We start from the raw sequence: 18,696 nt of genomic DNA, 5'->3' as shown, positions 1-18,696 counted from the left end.
ATTGGAGGCCGCAGGCCTCCCAGTCAATCACTGCACCCACGGCAGAATCGGAATGGCAGTCACCGCATTCTGCAGGCTGCCTTCCACAACCCGGGGCCGCTTTGCGCCCCATCGCGACCTATGGTCGCTCCTACGGTAGGAGCGACCGAAGGTCGCGATTGGAGGCCGCAGGCCTCCCAGCCAATCACTGCACTCAAGGCAAAATCGCAATGGCAGTCACCGCATTCTGCGGGCTGCCATCCACAACCCGGGGGCCGCTTTGCGCCCCATCGCGACCTGCGGTCGCTCCTACCGTAGGAGCGACCGAAGGTCGCGATTGGAGGCCGCAGGCCTCCCAGCCAATCACTGCACCCAAGGCAGAATCAGGATCGCAGTCACCGCATTCTGGAGGCTGCCTTCCACAACCCGGGGGCCGCTTTGCGCCCCATCGCGACCTATGGTCGCTCCTACGGTAGGAGCGACCGAAGGTCGCGATTGGAGGCCGCAGGCCTCCCAGCCAATCACTGCGCCCAAGGCAGAATCAGGATGGCACTCACCGCATTCTGCAGGCTGCCTTCGACAACCCGGGGGCCGCTTTGCGGCCCATCGCGACCTATGGTCGCTCCTCCGGTAGGAGCGACCGAAGGTCGCGATTGGAGGCCGCAGGCCTCCCAGGCAATCACTGCGCCCACGGCAGAATCGCAATGGCAGTCACCGCATTCTGCAGGCTGCCTTCCACAACCTGGGGGCCGCCATGCGCCCCATCGCGACCTATGGTCGCTCCTACGGTAGGAGCGACCGAAGGTCGCGATTGGAGGCCGCAGGCCTCCCAGCCAATCACTGCACCCAAGGCAAAATCGGAATGGCAGTCACCGCATTCTGCGGGCTGCCTTCCACAACCCGGTCGCTGTAGACCAGGTACACCAGGGTATTGCGCTTCTTGTCGAGGAAGCGCACCACCTGCATGGTCTTGAACACCAGCGAAGTGCGCTCCTTGAACACTTCATCGCCATCCTTGAGCTCGCCCTTGAAGCTGATCGGCCCCACCTGACGACAGGCGATCGACGCCTCGGCGCGGTCTTCGGCCAGGCCCAGGCCGCCCTTCACGCCACCCGTCTTGGCCCGCGACAAATAGCACGTCACGCCCTCGACCTTAGGGTCATCGAAGGCCTCGACAACGATTCGATCGTTAGGGCCGACGAACTTGAACACGGTGGACACCTGGCCGATTTCTTCGGCACCGGCCAGCATCGGTACGCTGAAAACTGCCAGCGCCAACAGTTGCTTCAGACGTTTCATACCAGCACCAGATTGTCACGGTGCACCAGCTCAGGCTCGGCAATGTAGCCCAGGGTGCTGACGATGGCATCGGACGGCTGCCCGATGATCTTCTGCGCTTCCAGCGCGCTGTAGTTGGCCAGACCGCGGGCCACTTCTGCGCCATCGGGGCCGACGCAGACCACCATCTCGCCACGCCGGAAGCTGCCCTGCACGGTCTTCACTCCCACCGGCAAAAGGCTCTTGTTGGCGCCGCGCAAGGCCTCCACAGCCCCTGCATCCAGCACCAGGGTGCCGCGGGTCTGCAGGTGACCGGCCAGCCACTGCTTGCGCGCCGCCAACATGCCGCGCTCGGGCGACAGCAAGGTCCCCAGGCGCTCACCGGCCTTCAGCCGATCGAGCACACGCTCGATCCGCCCACCGATGATGATGGTGTGGGCACCGGAACGGGCCGCCAGGCGCGCCGCACGCAGTTTGGTCTGCATGCCGCCACGCCCCAGCGCACCACCGGTGCCACCGGCCACGGCATCCAGCGACGGATCGTCGGCGCGGGCTTCGTAGATCAGTTGGGCTTCAGGGTTGTTGCGCGGATCGGCGTCGAACATGCCGTCGCGGTCGGTGAGGATCACCAGCAGGTCGGCTTCTACCAGGTTGGCCACCAGCGCGGCCAAGGTGTCGTTATCGCCGAAACGGATCTCGTCGGTGACCACCGTGTCGTTCTCGTTGATCACCGGCACCACGCCCAGGTCCACGAGGGTGCGCAAGGTGCTGCGGGCGTTGAGGTAACGCTTGCGGTCGGACAGGTCGTCATGGGTCAGGAGGATCTGCGCCGTGTGCTTGCCATGCTCGCCAAAGCTCGATTCCCAGGCTTGCACCAGGCGCATCTGGCCAATCGAAGCGGCGGCCTGCAACTCGTTCATCGCACTCGGTCGCGACGACCAGCCCAACTGGCTCATGCCGGCAGCCACGGCCCCGGAGGACACCAGCACCAACTCCACGCCCGCTTCACGCAGCGCGACCATCTGCTCGACCCATACGGCCATGGCGCCGCGGTCGAGGCCCTTGCCGTCGGCGGTCAGCAGGGCACTGCCAATCTTCACGACCCAGCGCTTGGCGCCCGTCACCTTGCTTCGCATCGTCTTCCAACCTATGTCGAATCTATAGATACCGTGGATACAAAAACGCCGCTCAAAGGAGCGGCGTTTAGTGTACTGCAACCGGTCAGTCGCGCACGTAAATGATTTCCGGGCCGTCTTCGTCGTCCTCGAAATCATCATCCCAGGCATCGTCGTCGCCGATGTCGTGCACGCTCTTGACGCCGGTACGGCGCAAGGTACGCGCATCGTCCAGGGCTTGCAGCTGGGCACGCGCTTCGTCTTCGATGCGCTGGTCGAGCTCGGCCATTTCCGCGGCATAAGCTGGGTCGTTGGCCAGGCGGTCGGCGCGGTCTTCGATGTAGCGCATCAGGTCATGGCTCAGCTGCTCGGTGCCCTGCTTGGAGATCGCCGAGATCACATACACCGGGCCATCCCACTGCAGACGCTCGACCACTTCCTTGACCCGCTCGTCACGCTCGTCGTCCATCAGCATGTCGGACTTGTTCAGCACCAGCCAGCGCTCACGGTCGGTCAGCGACGGGCTGAAGCGGGTCAGCTCGTTGATGATGATCTCCGCGGCGTCGGCCGGGCTGCTGCCATCCAGCGGCGCCAGGTCGACCAGGTGCAGCAGCACGCGGGTGCGCGCCAGGTGCTTGAGGAAGCGGATACCCAGGCCAGCACCGTCGGAGGCACCTTCGATCAGGCCAGGGATGTCGGCGATGACGAAGCTCTTCCAACGGTCGACGCTGACCACACCCAGGTTTGGCACCAAGGTGGTGAACGGGTAGTCGGCGACTTTCGGCTTGGCTGCCGAAACCGAACGGATGAAGGTGCTCTTGCCCGCGTTCGGCAGGCCCAGCAGGCCGACGTCGGCCAGCACTTTCAGCTCCATCTTCAGGTCGCGCTGGTCGCCCGGCTTGCCCGGCGTGGTCTGGCGCGGCGCACGGTTGGTACTGGACTTGAAACGGGTGTTGCCCAGGCCGTGCCAGCCGCCCTGGGCGACCATCAGCTTCTGCCCTGGGGTGACCAGGTCGCCGATCACTTCCTGGGTGGTGGCGTCGATCACCGTAGTGCCGACCGGCACGCGCAGGAACAGGTCTTCGCCCTTCTTGCCGGTGCAATCGGTGCTGCCGCCATTGGAGCCGCGCTGGGCTTCGTGGTGACGGGTGTAGCGATAGTCGACCAGGGTGTTGAGGTTTTCGTCGGCAACCATGTACACCGAACCGCCATCACCACCGTCACCGCCGTTGGGGCCGCCGTTCTCGATGAACTTCTCGCGGCGGAAGCTCATGCAACCGTTACCGCCGTCACCGGCCTTGACCCGAATGGATACTTCGTCAACAAACTTCATTGAAAACCGCCTCTCGCCGATCGGCGAGCTGAATACTGAAAAACCTGAGGCTCTTGCAAAAATGAGCGCGGCGGCCCCGTACGACCGAAGAAACCCACGCCGGCAGCCCATACAAACAGCTTTGCAAGAGGCTCACCACAAACGAAAAAGCCCCGTCGCATGACGGGGCTTCAGGAGCGACGTCGCGATTAGGCTGCGACGATGCTCACGTAACGGCGGTTGAACTCGCCTTTCTTCTCGAACTTGATCACGCCTTCGATCTTGGCGAACAGGGTGTGATCTTTACCGATGCCCACGCCGTAGCCTGGGTGGAATTCGGTGCCGCGCTGGCGGACGATGATGTTGCCTGGCTTGATAACCTGGCCGCCATACATCTTCACGCCAAGGCGTTTCGATTCTGAGTCGCGACCGTTACGAGTACTACCACCAGCCTTTTTGTGAGCCATGGTTCAATTCTCCAAATAAATTCAGGGGAACCGGGCGATTAAGCCTGGATACCGGTGATTTTGATCTCGGTGAACCACTGGCGGTGGCCCATACGCTTCATGTGGTGCTTACGACGACGGAACTTGATGATGCGGACCTTGTCGTGACGGCCTTGCGAAACGACTTCGGCAACCACTTTAGCGCCGGCGACGACTGGAGCGCCGATGGTGACTTCTTCACCGTTGGCAACCAGCAGAACGCGATCGAAGGTCACGGACTCGCCAGTGGCGATTTCCAGTTTTTCGATCTTGAGGAATTCACCTTCAGCGACTTTGTACTGCTTGCCGCCGGTAACGATTACTGCGTAAGACATGGGTATTTCTCCGATAATCCTGCTCACCCAGCGCTTTATATGATGAGTATTGGCTGGCATGGCTGCATGGGGCTGGAACGGCCCTGTGCAATTGCGTAAGGCAGGTGCTGCCCAGGAAGTTAGGGTGCGCGATTGTACGCAACCGCGGTTTTGCTTGCAAGTCCCGGCCCCGGCCCGCGGGCACCGCGCCTTGACACACCGGGACCTGCGACCTAGCATGCCGCGCAACCCCAATGGAGCAGCCGATGCAACCCCAAACCTTCTACCGCGCGGTAGCTGACGATTTCAGCGCCGTCGACGAGATCATCAAGAAGCAGCTGACCTCGCGCGTGCCGCTGGTATCGAAGATCGGCGACTATATCACGTCGGCCGGCGGCAAGCGTCTGCGTCCACTGCTGGTGCTGCTGTGCGGCAAGGCCCTGGGCCGCGAAGGCGACCAGCTGCGCCTGCTGGCGGCGACCATCGAGTTCCTGCACACCGCCACCTTGCTGCACGACGACGTGGTCGACATGTCCGGCATGCGCCGTGGCCGCTCCACCGCCAATGCCCTGTGGGGCAACGCACCGAGCGTGCTGGTGGGCGACTTCCTTTATTCACGCTCGTTCGAAATGATGGTCGAGCTCGGCTCGATGCCGGTGATGCAGATCCTGTCCAAGGCCACCCGGGTGATCGCCGAGGGCGAAGTGCTGCAGTTGTCGCGGGTACGCGATGCCAGCACGACCGAAGAGGTGTACATGGACGTCATCCGCGGCAAGACCGCGATGCTCTTCGAAGCCTCGACCCACAGCGCCGCCGCCCTGGCTGGCGCCAGCGCCGAACAGCGCGAGGCGCTGCGCACCTTCGGCGACCACCTGGGGGTGGCCTTCCAGCTGGTCGACGACCTGCTCGACTACGAAGGCGACGCCGAAGCCCTGGGCAAGAACGTCGGTGACGACCTCGCCGAAGGCAAGCCGACCTTGCCGCTGATCTACACCATGCGCGAAGGCACCCCTGAGCAAGCGGCACTGGTGCGCAAGGCCATCCAGAAAGGCGGGCTCGAGGACCTGGAGCAGATTCGCCAGGCCGTGCAAGACTCCGGCGCCTTGAAGTACACCGCCGAAATGGCCCGCGATTACGTCAAGCGTGCCATCGCCTGCCTGGAAGTGCTGCCGGCCAGCGAATACCGCGACGCCCTCGTCGAGCTGAGCGAATTCGCAGTCGCCCGCACGCACTGACCCTCGCTTCGCTTCAATCGCGGGCAAGCTGGGCAACCAGCTTGCCCGCGATGCGTTTGGGCAGGTGAAACACTTTCCCGACAAAACCTTATACAATATGGGCCTTTAACCGCCCGCCTGTTTAAGGATCCGAAGTGAGCAATTTGCCGCCCTGCCCCAACTGCAATTCCGAATACACCTACGAGGATGGCACCCAGCTGATCTGCCCCGAGTGCGCCCACGAGTGGTCGGCCAACGCTGAAGCCGAAGCCACCAGCGACGACGTGGTGAAGAAAGATTCGGTCGGCAACGTCCTGCAGGACGGCGACACCGTCACCGTGATCAAGGACCTCAAGGTCAAAGGCTCGTCGCTGGTGGTCAAGGTCGGCACCAAGGTCAAGAACATCCGCCTGTGCGACGGCGACCACGACATCGACTGCAAGATCGACGGCATCGGCGCCATGAAGCTCAAGTCCGAGTTCGTGCGTAAGGTGTGATGACAAAATCCGCCAATTGGCACTTGCTATTCTGATAATAAGAATTATTCTCATTGGAACCGCTATCCAAGGAGAATAGCCATGACTTATCTGATCGACGCCTGGCTGGACCGGCCCCACCCCTACCTGCGCATTCTTCATCGGGAAACCGGTGAAGTGTGCGCGGTGCTCGAAGAAGAAGCCCTGGACGAACTGCGCGACCAAGGTGACCTGGACCTGAATGGGTTGAATTCGAGCGAGCCGATCGTGCTCAAGGAGCTGGTGCGCAATCTGTTTTTGTTCTGCTATGCACGGGCGTTGCGCCCTGGGGGAACAGACTGGAATTGAAACCGGCAGTTTCACGGCATCCGCCCGCTGCCCGGCGCTAGGCCGTGGCAGCGGGCGAGTGCCGCGAATCGCATCAAGCGGGCATTACAGAACGTCGAGCAGCTCGACGTCGAACACCAGCACGCTGTGCGGCGGGATGCTGCCAACGCCTTGGGCGCCGTAGGCCAGTTCGCTCGGCACGTACAGGCGCCATTTGCTACCGGCGTTCATCAGCTGCAGGGCTTCAGTCCAGCCAGCGATGACACCACCCACCGGGAATTCAGCCGGCTGACCACGCTCGTAGGAGCTGTCGAACACGGTGCCGTCGATCAGGGTGCCGTGGTAGTGGGTGCGCACGTTGCTGTCGCGGCTCGGCTTGGCGCCTTCACCTGTGCTCAGCACTTCGTACTGCAGGCCCGAGGCCAGGGTGGTGATGCCGTCACGCTTGGCGTTGTCGGCGAGGAACTGCTTGCCAGAGGCAGCAGCGGCTTCGGCCTTGGCAGCAGCTTCAGCCTGCATCACGTCACGAATGACCTTGAAGCTGGCCGACAGGTCGGCTTCGCTGACGCGGCTGTCGGCACCGTTGAAGGCGTCGGTCAGGCCGGCCAGGATGGCCTCCAGGCTAACGCCCGGTGGCGGGTTGTCACGCAGCTGGCCGCCCAGCTGACGGCCGATGCCGTAGCTGACGCGGGTTTCGTCGGTGGACAGGTTGAGTTCGGACATTGTCGTGCTCCACTGCAGGGCGCCGTGCAGCCGCGCCCTTGATGAAAAGGGCGAGCAGCCTAGCACACTGGGCGCCGCTCGGCAGCTGGACCGTAGCGGCGCCCAGGGGGGCTCAGTGCTTGGTCAGCTTGTCCAGGTAGCCCATGCAGAACGCCGAGACGACGAAGGTCATGTGGATGATCACATACCACATCAGGTAATCGGTGGAGATGTTCTGCGCGTCCATGAACACCCGCAGCAAGTGGATGGACGAAATCGCCACGATCGAAGCGGCCACTTTCATCTTCAGCGATGAAGAATCCATCTTGCCCAGCCAGTTGAGCTTTTCCTTGCTCTCGTCGATGTCCAGCTGCGAAACGAAGTTCTCGTAGCCGGAGATCATCACCATCACCAGCAGGCCGCCGACCAGCGACATGTCGATCAGCGACAGGATCACCAGGATCAGGTCGGCTTCGCTGAGGGCGAAGACATTGGGCAGGACGTGGACCACTTCCTGGAAAAACTTCAGCGCCAGTGCCAGCAGGCCTAGCGACAAACCAAAGTAGATAGGGGCGAGCAGCCAGCGCGAGGCATACATCGCGTTTTCGAGAATACGTTCCATGGAGGGTTTGGGACTCGTCAGGTGACTGGAGAAACGAGCGCGAGTATAGCCAGCCGCCTGTGACAGCAAAAGCCTGCGACACGCTGGCGCAGGGTGTGATCAGGTTTCCGGATGAAACTGGTAGTCGCCGAGGTTGCGACAGCGCTCGCCGTTGATGCGGCGCAGCTGAGCTTGCAGATGCAGGCACCAGATCTGTGGGTCGTCGGCGACGCGGTAACCGTGCAAGGTCAGGCTGTCGACGATGGCGCTGAGGACCGACTCGGCCACCATCGGCCCGTGGAACGGCCCTTGTGCCTTGATCGCGGAAGGTTGTTCGCCGGCCATGCCGGCCGCGAACAGCAAGGTCCACATGCCAGTATCCCCGGCCAGTGGGCGGATGCTGCATTCGATGCGAGTCACCAGGCCCAGGCACTGGCGAGTAAGGCTGAGGTTGCGCATGGCCGCGTACCCTCCATGAAGCCCTGTTCAGCCCAGGACACCCGAGCTGTTTCCATCCTGAACCCTGATACCGTCCTTAAGTTCCAGCATAGAAGATCGCCAGGCGAAGATGGAAAACCGGCGCTGAACGGTAGCACATGGCCGCTAGCGCCGGTTTCTTGACTCAGGCCGGTTTAGCCTGGGCGATCACCTCTTCGAGGCGTTCTTTTTCCGCCTTCTCGATGTCTTCCTCGCTGATCATTTCGGCGATCTCGCGCAAGCGCTCCACCACCCGCGCATTGACGCTGCCCTCGGTGAACTGGCCCTTGTCGTCCAGCTCGCCGGCGTCTTCACCCACCAGCAGGCTCAAGGCTTCGTCGGCCTGGCTGACGGCGTACACATGGAATACGCCGTTTTCCACCGCCTGCAGCACCCGCTCGTCGAGCATCAGCGTGGCGACGTTGGCACGCGGGATGATCACCCCCTGCTCGCCGGTCAGGCCGCGTGCTTCGCACAGGCGGAAGAAGCCTTCGATCTTCTCGTTGACCCCACCCACCGCCTGCACTTCGCCGAACTGGTTGATCGAGCCGGTAATGGCAAAGCACTGCTTGAGCGGTGTGCGCGACAGGGCCGAGATCAGCGTGCACGCCTCACCCAACGAGGCACTGTCGCCGTCCACGTAGCCGTAGGACTGCTCCAGGGCGATGCTCGCGGAAATCGCCAGGGGGAATTCCTGGGCATAACGGCTGCCCAGGTACCCGGTCAGGATCATCACGCCCTTGGAGTGAATCGGCTGGCCGAGGTTGACCTCGCGCTCGATGTCGACGATGCCGCTGCCGCCGGGGTAGACCGTGGCGGAAATGCGCGCGGGCATGCCGAATGCCGAGTCACCGACTTCCAGCACGGTCAGGCCGTTGCACTTGCCGATGGCTGCGCCTTCGCTGTCGATCAGGATGATCCCGGCCAGCATGTCGTCGAGCACCCGCTGCGAGACCCGGCCGGTGCGGAACGCCTTGGCCTTGAGTGCGCGCTCGATATGCCCGGCGTCGGTCATTTCGTCGCTGGCCAACTGGCGAATGAAGTCGGCCTCACTGACCAGCTGGAACAGGTCGCCAATGCGCGCCGACAGGCGCGACTGGTTTTCCGCCAGGCGGGCGCTGTAGGTGGCCAGGCGCGCCACCGCGTCGCTGGTCAGCGGCGCCATGCCCTCTTCGTTGGTGCGGGTGCGCAGCAGTTGGGCGAACTGCTCGAGGTTCTCGTCGACCATCGGCATGTCTTCGTCGAAGTCGACCAGCACCCGGAACATTTCCTGGAAGTCTGGATCATGGTCTTGCAGCGCGTAGTACAGCTGGCGCGAGCCGATGATCACCAACTTGATGTTCAGCGGGATCATCTGCGGCGTGAGGCTGACGGTAGCCACGCGGCCCAGCTCGCCAAGCGGCGATTCCATCTTCAGCTTGCGCGACTGCAAGGCGCGCTTGAGCGCGTCCCAGACGAACGGCTCGCCGAGCATCTTTTCCGCTTCGAGGATCAGGAAGCCGCCATTGGCCCGGTGCAACGCACCGGGGCGCAGCTGGCGGTAGGAGGTGTACAACGCGCCTTGGTCGGTGCTGTATTCGATCCGCCCGAACAGGTTGTCGTAGGTCGGGTGCGGCTCGAAGACCACCGGCGCACCGCCATCGGCGTGATGGCCGACCACCAGGCTCGGCATGTACTGCTCTTCGAGCAGCTTGCGCGCCACCGCGTCGGTCTTGCTGTCGTCGACCAGTTGCTCGACCACGGTGCGCAACAGGTTGAGCTGCACCGATTGCAGGTAGGCGCAGACCGCAGCGTTTTCGGCGTATTTTTCGGACAGCGGCGCCAGCAAGGGCTGCAAGGCCAGGGTGATGGTTTCTTCGTTGAGCTGGCGCAGCTGGTTATTCGACTCGCGCTTCCATTGCGGCAGGCTGGCCAGCTCTTCGTTCAGGCGCTCTTCGAGCAGGGCGATGTCTTCGTGGAACTGCTCGCGCACCTCTTCGGGCAGCTGGGCGAACTCTGCCTCATCCAGCGCCTTGCCGTCGGCCATGGGGGTGAAGGCCACATTGCTGGCGTCCCGGTACAGGGCCACGTCCTTCTCCAGCGAGGCGCGCTCGATCACATCCAGGGCGCGGTCGTAACGCTGGTTGAAGGCGCGGTCGATGGCGCCCTTCTTCTGCTGGTACGAAGGGTGTTCGAACACCGCCGGAAAAGTGGCCAGCAGGTTGTCGATCAGCCCGCCCATGTCGCTGATGAACGCTGCCGCACTGCCCGAGGGCAGCTCCAATGCCCGGGGCTCGCGGGTATCGTCGAAGTGGTTGACGTAGAGCCAGTCGGCCGGGGTCTGCTGACGCTTGCCCTCGGCCTTGAGGTAACGCTTGACGAACGAGAAGCGCCCAGTGCCGGGCTCGCCCATCACATACACGTTGTAACCGGGACGTGGCATGGCCACGCCGAACTGCAGGGCTTCGACAGCACGTTCTTGGCCCAGGACTCCGCGAAACGGCTCCAGATCGTCGGTGTGGGTAAAGGCAAACTGCTCGGGGGAGAAACGCCGGGTCAGGGCTTCAGGCGCAAGACGCAGGCGCGCAGCGACAGGATCGGGCATTGGGTTTCCTTACTTCGGCGGGGCAGATACTCAGCATTCTGGCGCTGCCTGCGCGCGCCTTGCAAGGCTCCAGCGGACTTTATGTCGCAGCTGCGATACCGGTTAACCAAGCAAATTTTTCGCAATCAATGACGCAACCTTTAGATCGTGCCTAAACTCCAAGCTGCGCGGGTGGGTGAAATGCTTTCCCGACCTGGCAATCACGTTGCCAGTAACCTGACCCTTGGTTAACGTCTAAGACATAAGAGAACAAAGCTATGAAACGGATTCTTCTGGGTACTCTGTTCACCGTGGTTTCCCTCAACGCCATGGCAGAAGCGCCAGGTGGCCCGAATTGCGGTTGGGGCAACCTGTTGTTCGAAGGCCAGCGCGGCACCCCGGCCCACTTCCTGGCCTCCACCACCAACGGTACCTCGGGTAACGCCACCTTCGGCATGACCTCCGGCACCAACGGCTGCTCGACCAAGGCCGCGCTGACCTACGGCGGCAAATCCTGGTTCGCCATGAATGGCATGATGAACGAACTGTCCGAAGACATGGCTATGGGCCAGGGCGAAGCCCTGACCACCTACGCTGTGGTTCTGGGCGTAGCGCCGGAAGACCGTGGCTACTTCAACTCGGTCACCCACCAGCACTTCAACCAGATCTTCAGCAGTGCTGACGTGAACGCTGAAACCGTGCACAGCAACACCCTGGCCGTTCTGAAGAACGACCCACGCCTGGCCAAGTACGCTTCCGAGGCCTGAGTGCAGCTACGCCCGCCCCGACCCCGGGGCGGGTTTCGCCTTTTCGGCAATCTTCAAGAAGTAGTTGCCCCCCATGCTCAAACGCCTCGCATCTCTGGCGCTGATTGCCTGCGCCCCTGTTCATGCCACGCCAGTGCTGGACCCAGGCCGCCTGCAACAGCTGGCCAACACCCCTTACTGGATCGCCCTGGGTCACTATGAAACGGCCAAGCTCGGCGGTTGGCGCAGCTATGTGGACGATGACAAGTTCTTCCTCGCCGCCGACGGCGCGCACCATCCCGACCAGGAGCTGGCGGCCACCGTGCAAGCCCTGTACGCCCCTGCAAGCCTGGGCGACAAACATGCCCAATGCGTGTTCCCGGCGCGCACCCGATGGTTACGCGAGCAGCTCGACCTGCAAGGCCTGCCGCAACCCGACTGCCAGGAGTACAAGACGTGGTACACGTCGATCGACCCGCACAGCGCGGCGTTGATCTTCCCCGCAGCCTACCTGAACAGCCCCTCGTCGATGTTCGGCCATACCCTGCTGCGCATCGATCAGTCCAATACCCGCAGCGACGACACCACGTTGCTCAGTTACGCGATCAACTTCGGCGCCTACATCGAAGGCAGCGACAACAGCATCCTGTACGCCTGGAAAGGCCTGATGGGCGGCTACCCCGGCCTGTTCGCGATGATGCCCTACCAGGAAAAGCTCTCCGAATACCGCAGCCTGGAGAACCGCGACCTGTGGGAGTACCAGCTGGACCTGACGCCGGAAGAAACCGGGCGCATGGTCGAACACGTCTGGGAACTCAAGCAGATCCAGTTCGATTACTTCTTCTTCGACGAAAACTGCTCGTACCGCCTGCTGGAGCTGCTGCAAGTGGCCCGGCCGAGCCTGGACCTGACCTCGCAGTTTCCGCTCACGGCCATTCCGACCGACACGGTCAAGGCCGTCAAACAGTCTGGCCTGGTGGCCAGCGAGGTCTATCGCCCCTCCCGCGAGCGCGAGCTGCTGGCCCGTGCCGAGCCGCTCGATCACGCCGAAAAACAGCAGGTACTGGCGGTCAGCGCCGACACCTCGCAACTGCAGAGCCCTGCCTTCAAGGCCATGCCGCGCGAGCGCCAGGCGCTGGTGCAGGACGCCGCCTACCGCCTGGAGCGCTACCGCGCCAATGGTCAGGAGCGCGACCCTGGCCAGGCCAAGCGCAGCTTCGAGCTGTTGCGGGCGATCAACAGCAACCCGCCGCCAGCGCTGCAGATCGAGCGCCCCGGCTTGCCCGAGGATGGCCACGACTCGCGCACCTGGCAGCTGGGCGTCGGCACGCGTGAAGACCGCGCCTATGCCGAGTACGGCCTGCGCATGGCCTATCACGACCTCAACGACAACGCCTATGGCTTCCCGCTGGGTGCGCAGATCGAAATCCTGCAGCTCAAGGTGCGTCAGTACGAGGGCAACGACTGGCAGGTGCAGCGCCTCGATCTGGCGACCATTCGCTCGCTGACCCCGCGCAACGCGCTGCTCAAGCCGTGGTCGTGGCAGGTGGCGGGCGGCCTCGAGCGGGTGCCGGGCAAGCATGACGACGAGGTGCTGGTCAGCCACGTCAATGGCGGCGCCGGCGGCACCTGGCAGTTGGCCGACGGCTTGCTGGGCTTTGCCCTGGGCACGGTGCGGGTCGAGCACCACAACGACTTCGCCCAGTTCATCGCCCCGGCAGCCGGGTTCAACAGCGGCCTGTTGTGGCGCAACGGCTTGGGCAACATGACCCTGGAGGCCAAGGGCGATTACTTCACCAATGGCGAGGTACGCCGCAGTGTGAGCCTCAACCAGCAGTGGGAAATCAGCCAGAACCTGGGCCTGCGCCTGAGTGCTTCGCGCCAGTTCAGCCACCTGGCCACGGCGCAGAACGAGGTGATGCTCGAGCTCAAGTGGTATCACTACTGACGTGTGCGCCACGCGAGCCTTTGACATTGATTTGACAGCGCTGCGACAGATCGCCACCTAGACTGACAGTAACGCTGCAAAGGTCCAGGTGGTCATGTCGCGATTAGGCTTAGGCTTGTGCTTGGCATTGTTGCTGGCAGGGTGTGAAAGCACTCACCAGCAAATGGTCGAGCGCGGTTATCCCCCGGCATTCGCCGATGGCTTCCAGGACGGCTGCAGCAGCGGCCGCCAGGCGGCCGGGACGATAGCCGGCGAGTATCGCAAGAACGTGCAGCGCTACCTGCACGAGCGCCAGTACGAAAATGGCTGGGACGACGGCTTTCGCCAGTGCCAGGCCATGCAGAACAGCGAAGCGCAACGTGAGTACCATGAGCAGTTCTGGGACGAGCGTGAGCGCCAGTGGCAGCAGGAAAAGCACCGTGGCGCTGCACGGGCCTACCGCCCTGACTAGGTCGCAGGCGGACATCCACTGAAACCGCCAGGCTGCCATGCTGGTCTTCTGCAAAAGGAGGCCATTGATGAGCCGAGCATTCGTCAACGAAGATCAAGCCGCCGCCCAGGCTGTTCAGCCGGTAGAGCGACGGGTCAGCGAACAACCCAATTACGTGACCGCCAACGGCTTGCAGCAGCTGCAGCTGCGGGTGACCGAACTCAACGCCTTGCGCAGCGAACTGCAGGCCCAGGGCGAGCGCGCCGACAAACAGCGCCTGGCCGATGCGGAGCGGGATCTGCGCTACTTCAGCGCGCGGGTGCAGAGCGCTCAGGTGGTACCGCAGGCGTCCTCGCGCAGCAAGGTGCAGATCGGTAGCCGGGTGCGCTTCGTCGATGAGCAGGACCAGGAGCATCTTGTGCAATTGGTAGGTGAAGATGAGGCCGACGCCGGGCGCGGGCTGATCAATTGGGGTTCACCCCTGGGCCGGGCCTTGCTGGGCGCGGGGCCAGGGGATGAAGTGGTATGGCGGCGACCGGTGGGGGATCAGATGATCGAGATTCTCGAGATTGGGTGAGTGGCTTTGCAAAGGCTGCGTCACCGCACCCTGAGGGATCACCCGGTGGGATTCACTTTGTGGGAGCAGCTGTCTTGCTCCCACAAGAAGATCGCCACGGGTTTGATGGCTGCGCAAGACAGTTGCTCCCACAGGCCAAAGCGCGGCAGCCGATGGGCTACTAGACCACCCCTTGCGCCAGCATGGCGTCAGCTACTTTGACGAACCCGGCAATGTTGGCGCCTTTGACGTAGTTCACCGTACCGTCGGCTTCCTCGCCGTAATGCACACACGCATGGTGAATCGACTGCATGATGTTGTGCAGCTTGCTGTCGACCTCCCCCGCCGTCCACAGCAGACGCATGGCGTTCTGCGACATCTCCAGGCCCGACACGGCTACGCCGCCAGCATTGGACGCCTTGCCTGGCGCATACAGAATGCCGGCCTCGATGAACAGGTCGACCGCAGCCAGGGTAGTCGGCATGTTGGCGCCTTCGGCCACGCATATGCAGCCGTTGCCCAACAAGGTCCGCGCATCGTCGAGATCCAGCTCGTTCTGGGTGGCGCAGGGCAAGGCGATATCGCAAGCCAGGCTCCATGGCGTCTGGCCCTTGCGGAACTCCAGGCCGAACTGCGTGGCCAGCTCGCTGATGCGCCCGCGCTTGACGTTCTTGAGCTCCATCAAGGCGTCCCACTGTGCGTCGCTCAGGCCGGCCTCGGCGTACAAGGTGCCCTCGGAGTCGGACAGCGAGATCACCTTGCCGCCCAGGTCCATGACCTTGCGCGCCGCATACTGGGCCACGTTGCCGGAACCGGAGATCGCCACGCGGCGGCCATCGATGCGCTGGCCCTTGCGCTTGAGCATTTCTTCGGCGAAGTACACGCAGCCGTAGCCGGTGGCCTCCGGGCGGATCAGGCTGCCGCCGTAGGTCATGCCCTTGCCGGTGAGCACCGAGGTGAACTGGTTGGCCAGGCGCTTGTACTGGCCGAACATGAAACCGATCTCGCGCGCACCGACACCTATGTCACCGGCCGGCACGTCGCAGTCAGCGCCGATGTGGCGGTACAACTCGCTCATGAACGCCTGGCAGAAGCGCATGACCTCGGCGTCGCTCTTGCCCTTGGGGTCGAAGTCCGAGCCGCCTTTGCCGCCGCCCATGGGCAGCGAGGTCAGGGAGTTCTTGAACACCTGCTCGAAGGCCAGGAACTTGAGCACGCTCAGGTTCACCGACGGGTGGAAGCGCAGGCCGCCCTTGTACGGGCCAATGGCGCTGTTCATCTGGATGCGATAGCCACGGTTGACCTGGACCTTGCCCTGATCGTCTACCCACGACACCCGGAACAGCACAGCGCGCTCAGGCTCGACCATGCGCTCGAGAATGCCCGATTGCAGGTAACGCGGATTGGCTTCGAGGAACGGCCACAGGGTGCGCAGCACCTCTTCTACCGCCTGATGGAATTCGGCCTGGCCGGGGTCACGTTGCTGCAGGCGTGCGAGGAAATGGTCGACGGATTCGATCATGGTAGACATCTCACCAAGAGGATTGGACTTATTGGTTTTTCCCGAATGTACCAAGAAGCAATCGCACTGCAACAGGGCGCAATGTCGTTTTTATGAAATTATTTGGTGCGTTTTATATAAATGTATACAAAGCCACTGCTCGCTATCCCTGATTCATAGGCCCACAGGCTTTTCAAGCGAGCACAAAAATGGGGCCACTTGGGCCCCATGATCGTGCATCGGAAACCGGCTTACTGAGCCAGCTTCTTGTGACGCACACGGTGCGGCTGGGCAGCAGCATCGCCCAGACGCTTTTTGCGGTCCGCTTCGTACTCGGTGTAGTTGCCCTCGAAGAACACCACGTTGGAGTCGTCTTCGTAGGCCAGGATGTGAGTGGCCACACGGTCCAGGAACCAACGGTCGTGGGAAATCACGATCGCCGCGCCTGGGAAGTCCAGCAGGGCTTCTTCCAGGGAGCGCAGGGTCTCGACGTCGAGGTCGTTGGACGGTTCGTCGAGCAGCAGGACGTTACCGCCCTCCTTCAAGGTCAGTGCCAGGTGCAGACGGCCACGCTCACCACCGGAGAGGTCCTTGACGAACTTCTGCTGGTCGCCGCCTTTGAAGTTGAAGCGGCCGACGTAGGTGCGCGATGGAATCTCGTAGCTGCCGATGCGGATCTGGTCGGAGCCGTCGGAGATCTGCTGGAACACGGTCTTGCTGCCGTCGAGGTCTTCGCGGCTCTGGTCGACGCAGGCCAGTTGCACGGTTTCGCCGATCTCGATGCTGCCCGAGTCCGGTTGTTCCTTGCCCATCAGCATGCGGAACAGGGTCGATTTACCGGCACCGTTACCGCCGATCACCCCGACGATGGCGCCTTTGGGCATGGAGAACGACAGGTTGTCGATCAGCACGCGGTCGCCGTAGCCCTTGGTGACGTTCTTGAACTCGATGACCTTGTCGCCCAGGCGCGGACCGGCCGGGATGTAGATCTCGTTGGTTTCGCTGCGCTTCTGGAATTCCTGCGATTGCAGTTCTTCGAAGCGTTGCAGACGCGCCTTGGATTTGGACTGACGGGCCTTGGCGCCTTTGCGCACCCACTCCAGTTCCTCTTTCATGGCCTTCTCGTGGGCGCTCTGCTGCTTGGATTCCTGCGCCAGACGATCGGACTTGGCGTCCAGCCAACCCGAGTAGTTGCCCTCGTACGGGATACCGGCGCCGCGGTCGAGTTCGAGAATCCAGCCGGCGACGTTGTCGAGAAAGTAACGGTCGTGGGTGATCGCCACCACGGTGCCAGGGAAGTCGTGCAGGAAGCGCTCGAGCCAGGCCACCGAATCGGCATCCAGGTGGTTGGTCGGTTCGTCGAGCAGCAGCATGTCGGGGGCCGACAGCAGCAGACGGCACAGGGCGACGCGGCGCTTCTCACCACCGGACAGGTGTTCGATGCGTGCATCCCAGGCCGGCAGACGCAGGGCGTCGGCGGCTACGTCGAGCTGGCGCTCGAGGTTGTGGCCGTCGGCGGCCTGCAGAATGGCTTCGAGCTTGGCCTGCTCGGCAGCCAGCTTGTCGAAATCGGCGTCAGGCTCGGCGTAGGCGGCGTAGACCTCGTCCAGGCGGGCCTGGGCGTCCTTGATCACGCTGACGGCTTCCTCGACCACTTCGCGCACGGACTTGCTCGGGTCCAGTTGCGGCTCCTGAGGCAGGTAACCGACATTGATGTCGGGCATCGGACGCGCTTCGCCGTCGAATTCCTTGTCGACGCCGGCCATGATCCGCAGCAGGGTGGACTTACCGGCGCCGTTCAGGCCGAGTACGCCGATCTTGGCGCCTGGGAAGAACGACAGGGAGATGTTCTTGAGAATTTCCCGCTTCGGCGGCACGACCTTGCTCAGCCGATGCATGGTGTAGACGTATTGAGCCAAAACCAAGCCCTCTAATCAGATAGGTAAAGACATCGACGCGCGCCCCGGCCACGCGGCCAGGGGGATGTGTTTACAGGGTGTAGTGAACAAAGTCGACCATTCTACGCCAACGCGCAGCGTTGCACAGGGTGGTCGGATGGTGGGGGCCTGGTGCCGTGCCGGCCCCTCGGCGCTGCACGCTGGGGGCCGGCACGGCAGCTGACGCAGGCTCAGACGTGACGCTGTTTGGCCGCCTTGCCCCGTGGCAGGCGGCAACGGTCGCCTTGCCCGGTCAAACGTGCGGCCCAGGCGGCCTTGACGCTGAAGCCTGCGCTGCGTACAGGCTGCGCTGGCACGACGGCAGGCGCCGGGGCGGCTGGCGCGCTGACCGTTTTGGCGGTCTTGGCGGTCTTGCGCAGCTCGGCCAGCGATGGCGACTTGGGTACGGCCGCCGCCGCCGGGCTCGGCTTGACCAGCGAGCGCTGGCACGATTTGCAGGATACGTCCGTGGTCACGGCAGTGCTGACAAGGGTCTGACTGCTGCGCCCACAGGCGGAATCGAGGCCATTGGTGGAAAAGTGAGTAACCAAAACCGAACATCTCCGATGCGTTGTCATTGAAGCGGGCGGCATTCTCGCACAGGATGCACGGGCTTGCCGAACCGCCCACGGCACAGCTCGACCGCTGGCGGCAGATATTCGGGCTGGCACATTGCCATAATCACAGGCATGCTATCCCGTTCGGATGTCCGGCTTTATAGTGCACAGCCGCGGT

19 protein-coding genes are annotated in these 18,696 nt (G+C 63.0%); 7 read left to right on the top strand and 12 right to left on the bottom strand.

Annotated features, from left to right (window positions below; all coding sequences use genetic code 11):
- Positions 1–816: 816 nt before the first annotated feature.
- From ACLEJW_RS00390 to rplU, 5 genes are all read right to left on the bottom strand, one after another.
- Positions 817–1,278, bottom strand: a complete 462-nt coding sequence (locus ACLEJW_RS00390) for a CreA family protein (protein WP_145191666.1) — start codon at positions 1,276–1,278, stop codon at positions 817–819.
- Entirely contained in the window at positions 1,275–2,393 is a 1,119-nt protein-coding gene (gene proB, locus ACLEJW_RS00385; protein WP_145191663.1) for a glutamate 5-kinase, read from the bottom strand. Before proB ends, ACLEJW_RS00390 begins: the two co-directional genes overlap by 4 nt.
- Before the next feature lie 85 nt (positions 2,394–2,478).
- Complete coding sequence (cgtA, locus tag ACLEJW_RS00380) at positions 2,479–3,705, bottom strand: Obg family GTPase CgtA (RefSeq protein WP_145191660.1); 1,227 nt, start codon at positions 3,703–3,705, stop codon at positions 2,479–2,481.
- A gap of 188 nt (positions 3,706–3,893) precedes the next feature.
- On the bottom strand, positions 3,894–4,151 hold the full coding sequence (gene rpmA, locus ACLEJW_RS00375) for a 50S ribosomal protein L27 (protein WP_023533198.1): 258 nt from the start codon (positions 4,149–4,151) through the stop codon (positions 3,894–3,896).
- Positions 4,152–4,189: 38 nt separating this feature from the next.
- Positions 4,190–4,504: a 50S ribosomal protein L21 gene (gene rplU / locus ACLEJW_RS00370; RefSeq protein ID WP_008092021.1), complete on the bottom strand. Its 315-nt coding sequence runs from the start codon at positions 4,502–4,504 to the stop codon at positions 4,190–4,192.
- A gap of 245 nt (positions 4,505–4,749) precedes the next feature.
- Between rplU and ACLEJW_RS00365 the strand changes: the two genes are divergently transcribed.
- The 3 genes from ACLEJW_RS00365 (at position 4,750) to ACLEJW_RS00355 (ending at position 6,521) form a co-directional block, all read left to right on the top strand.
- On the top strand, positions 4,750–5,718 hold the full coding sequence (locus ACLEJW_RS00365) for a polyprenyl synthetase family protein (protein ID WP_145191657.1): 969 nt from the start codon (positions 4,750–4,752) through the stop codon (positions 5,716–5,718).
- Between the two features lie 134 nt (positions 5,719–5,852).
- Positions 5,853–6,194 (top strand): zinc ribbon domain-containing protein YjdM, encoded by a 342-nt coding sequence (locus ACLEJW_RS00360; protein WP_313302093.1) that lies wholly within the window; start codon positions 5,853–5,855, stop codon positions 6,192–6,194.
- Positions 6,195–6,275: 81 nt separating this feature from the next.
- Positions 6,276–6,521 carry a PA4570 family protein gene (locus ACLEJW_RS00355; RefSeq protein ID WP_145191652.1) on the top strand — a complete coding sequence of 82 codons (246 nt, stop codon included), beginning with the start codon at positions 6,276–6,278 and terminating at the stop codon, positions 6,519–6,521.
- Between the two features lie 84 nt (positions 6,522–6,605).
- Here the strand turns inward: ACLEJW_RS00355 and ACLEJW_RS00350 are convergent, their stop codons facing one another.
- The 4 genes from ACLEJW_RS00350 to ACLEJW_RS00335 form a co-directional block, all read right to left on the bottom strand.
- Positions 6,606–7,223 (bottom strand): FKBP-type peptidyl-prolyl cis-trans isomerase, encoded by a 618-nt coding sequence (locus tag ACLEJW_RS00350; protein WP_313302096.1) that lies wholly within the window; start codon positions 7,221–7,223, stop codon positions 6,606–6,608.
- Between the two features lie 112 nt (positions 7,224–7,335).
- Positions 7,336–7,824, bottom strand: coding sequence for a TIGR00645 family protein (locus ACLEJW_RS00345; RefSeq protein WP_003247486.1), 489 nt, complete (start codon positions 7,822–7,824; stop codon positions 7,336–7,338).
- Positions 7,825–7,923: 99 nt separating this feature from the next.
- Positions 7,924–8,262, bottom strand: coding sequence for a PA4575 family protein (locus tag ACLEJW_RS00340; protein WP_145191647.1), 339 nt, complete (start codon positions 8,260–8,262; stop codon positions 7,924–7,926).
- A gap of 163 nt (positions 8,263–8,425) precedes the next feature.
- Positions 8,426–10,864 carry a Lon protease family protein gene (locus ACLEJW_RS00335; protein ID WP_145191644.1) on the bottom strand — a complete coding sequence of 813 codons (2,439 nt, stop codon included), beginning with the start codon at positions 10,862–10,864 and terminating at the stop codon, positions 8,426–8,428.
- Between the two features lie 257 nt (positions 10,865–11,121).
- On the opposite strand from ACLEJW_RS00335, the gene ACLEJW_RS00330 reads away from it, so the two are divergent.
- The 4 genes from ACLEJW_RS00330 (at position 11,122) to ACLEJW_RS00315 (ending at position 14,544) form a co-directional block, all read left to right on the top strand.
- The gene (locus ACLEJW_RS00330) at positions 11,122–11,610 is read left to right on the top strand and encodes a DUF3015 domain-containing protein (RefSeq protein WP_145191641.1); all 489 of its coding nucleotides are present in this window, start codon (positions 11,122–11,124) and stop codon (positions 11,608–11,610) included.
- 73 nt (positions 11,611–11,683) lie between these two features.
- Entirely contained in the window at positions 11,684–13,537 is a 1,854-nt protein-coding gene (locus ACLEJW_RS00325) for an Lnb N-terminal periplasmic domain-containing protein (protein WP_145191639.1), read from the top strand.
- Between the two features lie 94 nt (positions 13,538–13,631).
- Entirely contained in the window at positions 13,632–13,988 is a 357-nt protein-coding gene (locus ACLEJW_RS00320; RefSeq protein WP_440776829.1) for a hypothetical protein, read from the top strand.
- Positions 13,989–14,055: 67 nt separating this feature from the next.
- On the top strand, positions 14,056–14,544 hold the full coding sequence (locus tag ACLEJW_RS00315) for a GreA/GreB family elongation factor (RefSeq protein ID WP_313302108.1): 489 nt from the start codon (positions 14,056–14,058) through the stop codon (positions 14,542–14,544).
- Between the two features lie 160 nt (positions 14,545–14,704).
- On the opposite strand, the gene gdhA is transcribed toward ACLEJW_RS00315, so the two are convergent.
- From gdhA to ACLEJW_RS00300, 3 genes are all read right to left on the bottom strand, one after another.
- A complete protein-coding gene (gdhA, locus tag ACLEJW_RS00310) occupies positions 14,705–16,045 on the bottom strand; it encodes an NADP-specific glutamate dehydrogenase (protein WP_440776828.1) in 1,341 nt (446 codons plus the stop codon).
- Between the two features lie 230 nt (positions 16,046–16,275).
- The gene (gene ettA, locus ACLEJW_RS00305) at positions 16,276–17,943 is read right to left on the bottom strand and encodes an energy-dependent translational throttle protein EttA (protein ID WP_440776827.1); all 1,668 of its coding nucleotides are present in this window, start codon (positions 17,941–17,943) and stop codon (positions 16,276–16,278) included.
- A gap of 209 nt (positions 17,944–18,152) precedes the next feature.
- The gene (locus tag ACLEJW_RS00300; RefSeq protein WP_440776826.1) at positions 18,153–18,512 is read right to left on the bottom strand and encodes a hypothetical protein; all 360 of its coding nucleotides are present in this window, start codon (positions 18,510–18,512) and stop codon (positions 18,153–18,155) included.
- Between the last annotated feature and the right edge of the window lie 184 nt (positions 18,513–18,696).

This window comes from Pseudomonas sp. SMSB3 (assembly GCF_052041965.1).
Lineage (GTDB): Bacteria > Pseudomonadota > Gammaproteobacteria > Pseudomonadales > Pseudomonadaceae > Aquipseudomonas.
This window is presented reverse-complemented; position numbering and strand designations above follow the sequence as displayed.

Bases quoted from the DNA above. Each gene is read 5' to 3' on its own strand.
- gdhA (WP_440776828.1), bottom strand. From the start codon at position 16,045: ATGATCGAATCCGTCGACCATTTCCTCGCACGCCTGCAGCAACGTGAC.
- ACLEJW_RS00350 (WP_313302096.1), bottom strand. From the start codon at position 7,223: ATGTCCGAACTCAACCTGTCCACCGACGAAACCCGCGTCAGCTACGGC.
- ACLEJW_RS00340 (WP_145191647.1), bottom strand. From the start codon at position 8,262: ATGCGCAACCTCAGCCTTACTCGCCAGTGCCTGGGCCTGGTGACTCGC.
- ACLEJW_RS00315 (WP_313302108.1), top strand. From the start codon at position 14,056: ATGAGCCGAGCATTCGTCAACGAAGATCAAGCCGCCGCCCAGGCTGTT.
- ACLEJW_RS00365 (WP_145191657.1), top strand. From the start codon at position 4,750: ATGCAACCCCAAACCTTCTACCGCGCGGTAGCTGACGATTTCAGCGCC.
- rplU (WP_008092021.1), bottom strand. From the start codon at position 4,504: ATGTCTTACGCAGTAATCGTTACCGGCGGCAAGCAGTACAAAGTCGCT.
- ACLEJW_RS00330 (WP_145191641.1), top strand. From the start codon at position 11,122: ATGAAACGGATTCTTCTGGGTACTCTGTTCACCGTGGTTTCCCTCAAC.
- ACLEJW_RS00320 (WP_440776829.1), top strand. From the start codon at position 13,632: ATGTCGCGATTAGGCTTAGGCTTGTGCTTGGCATTGTTGCTGGCAGGG.
- proB (WP_145191663.1), bottom strand. From the start codon at position 2,393: ATGCGAAGCAAGGTGACGGGCGCCAAGCGCTGGGTCGTGAAGATTGGC.
- cgtA (WP_145191660.1), bottom strand. From the start codon at position 3,705: ATGAAGTTTGTTGACGAAGTATCCATTCGGGTCAAGGCCGGTGACGGC.
- ACLEJW_RS00325 (WP_145191639.1), top strand. From the start codon at position 11,684: ATGCTCAAACGCCTCGCATCTCTGGCGCTGATTGCCTGCGCCCCTGTT.
- ACLEJW_RS00390 (WP_145191666.1), bottom strand. From the start codon at position 1,278: ATGAAACGTCTGAAGCAACTGTTGGCGCTGGCAGTTTTCAGCGTACCG.
- ACLEJW_RS00355 (WP_145191652.1), top strand. From the start codon at position 6,276: ATGACTTATCTGATCGACGCCTGGCTGGACCGGCCCCACCCCTACCTG.
- ACLEJW_RS00345 (WP_003247486.1), bottom strand. From the start codon at position 7,824: ATGGAACGTATTCTCGAAAACGCGATGTATGCCTCGCGCTGGCTGCTC.
- rpmA (WP_023533198.1), bottom strand. From the start codon at position 4,151: ATGGCTCACAAAAAGGCTGGTGGTAGTACTCGTAACGGTCGCGACTCA.
- ACLEJW_RS00335 (WP_145191644.1), bottom strand. From the start codon at position 10,864: ATGCCCGATCCTGTCGCTGCGCGCCTGCGTCTTGCGCCTGAAGCCCTG.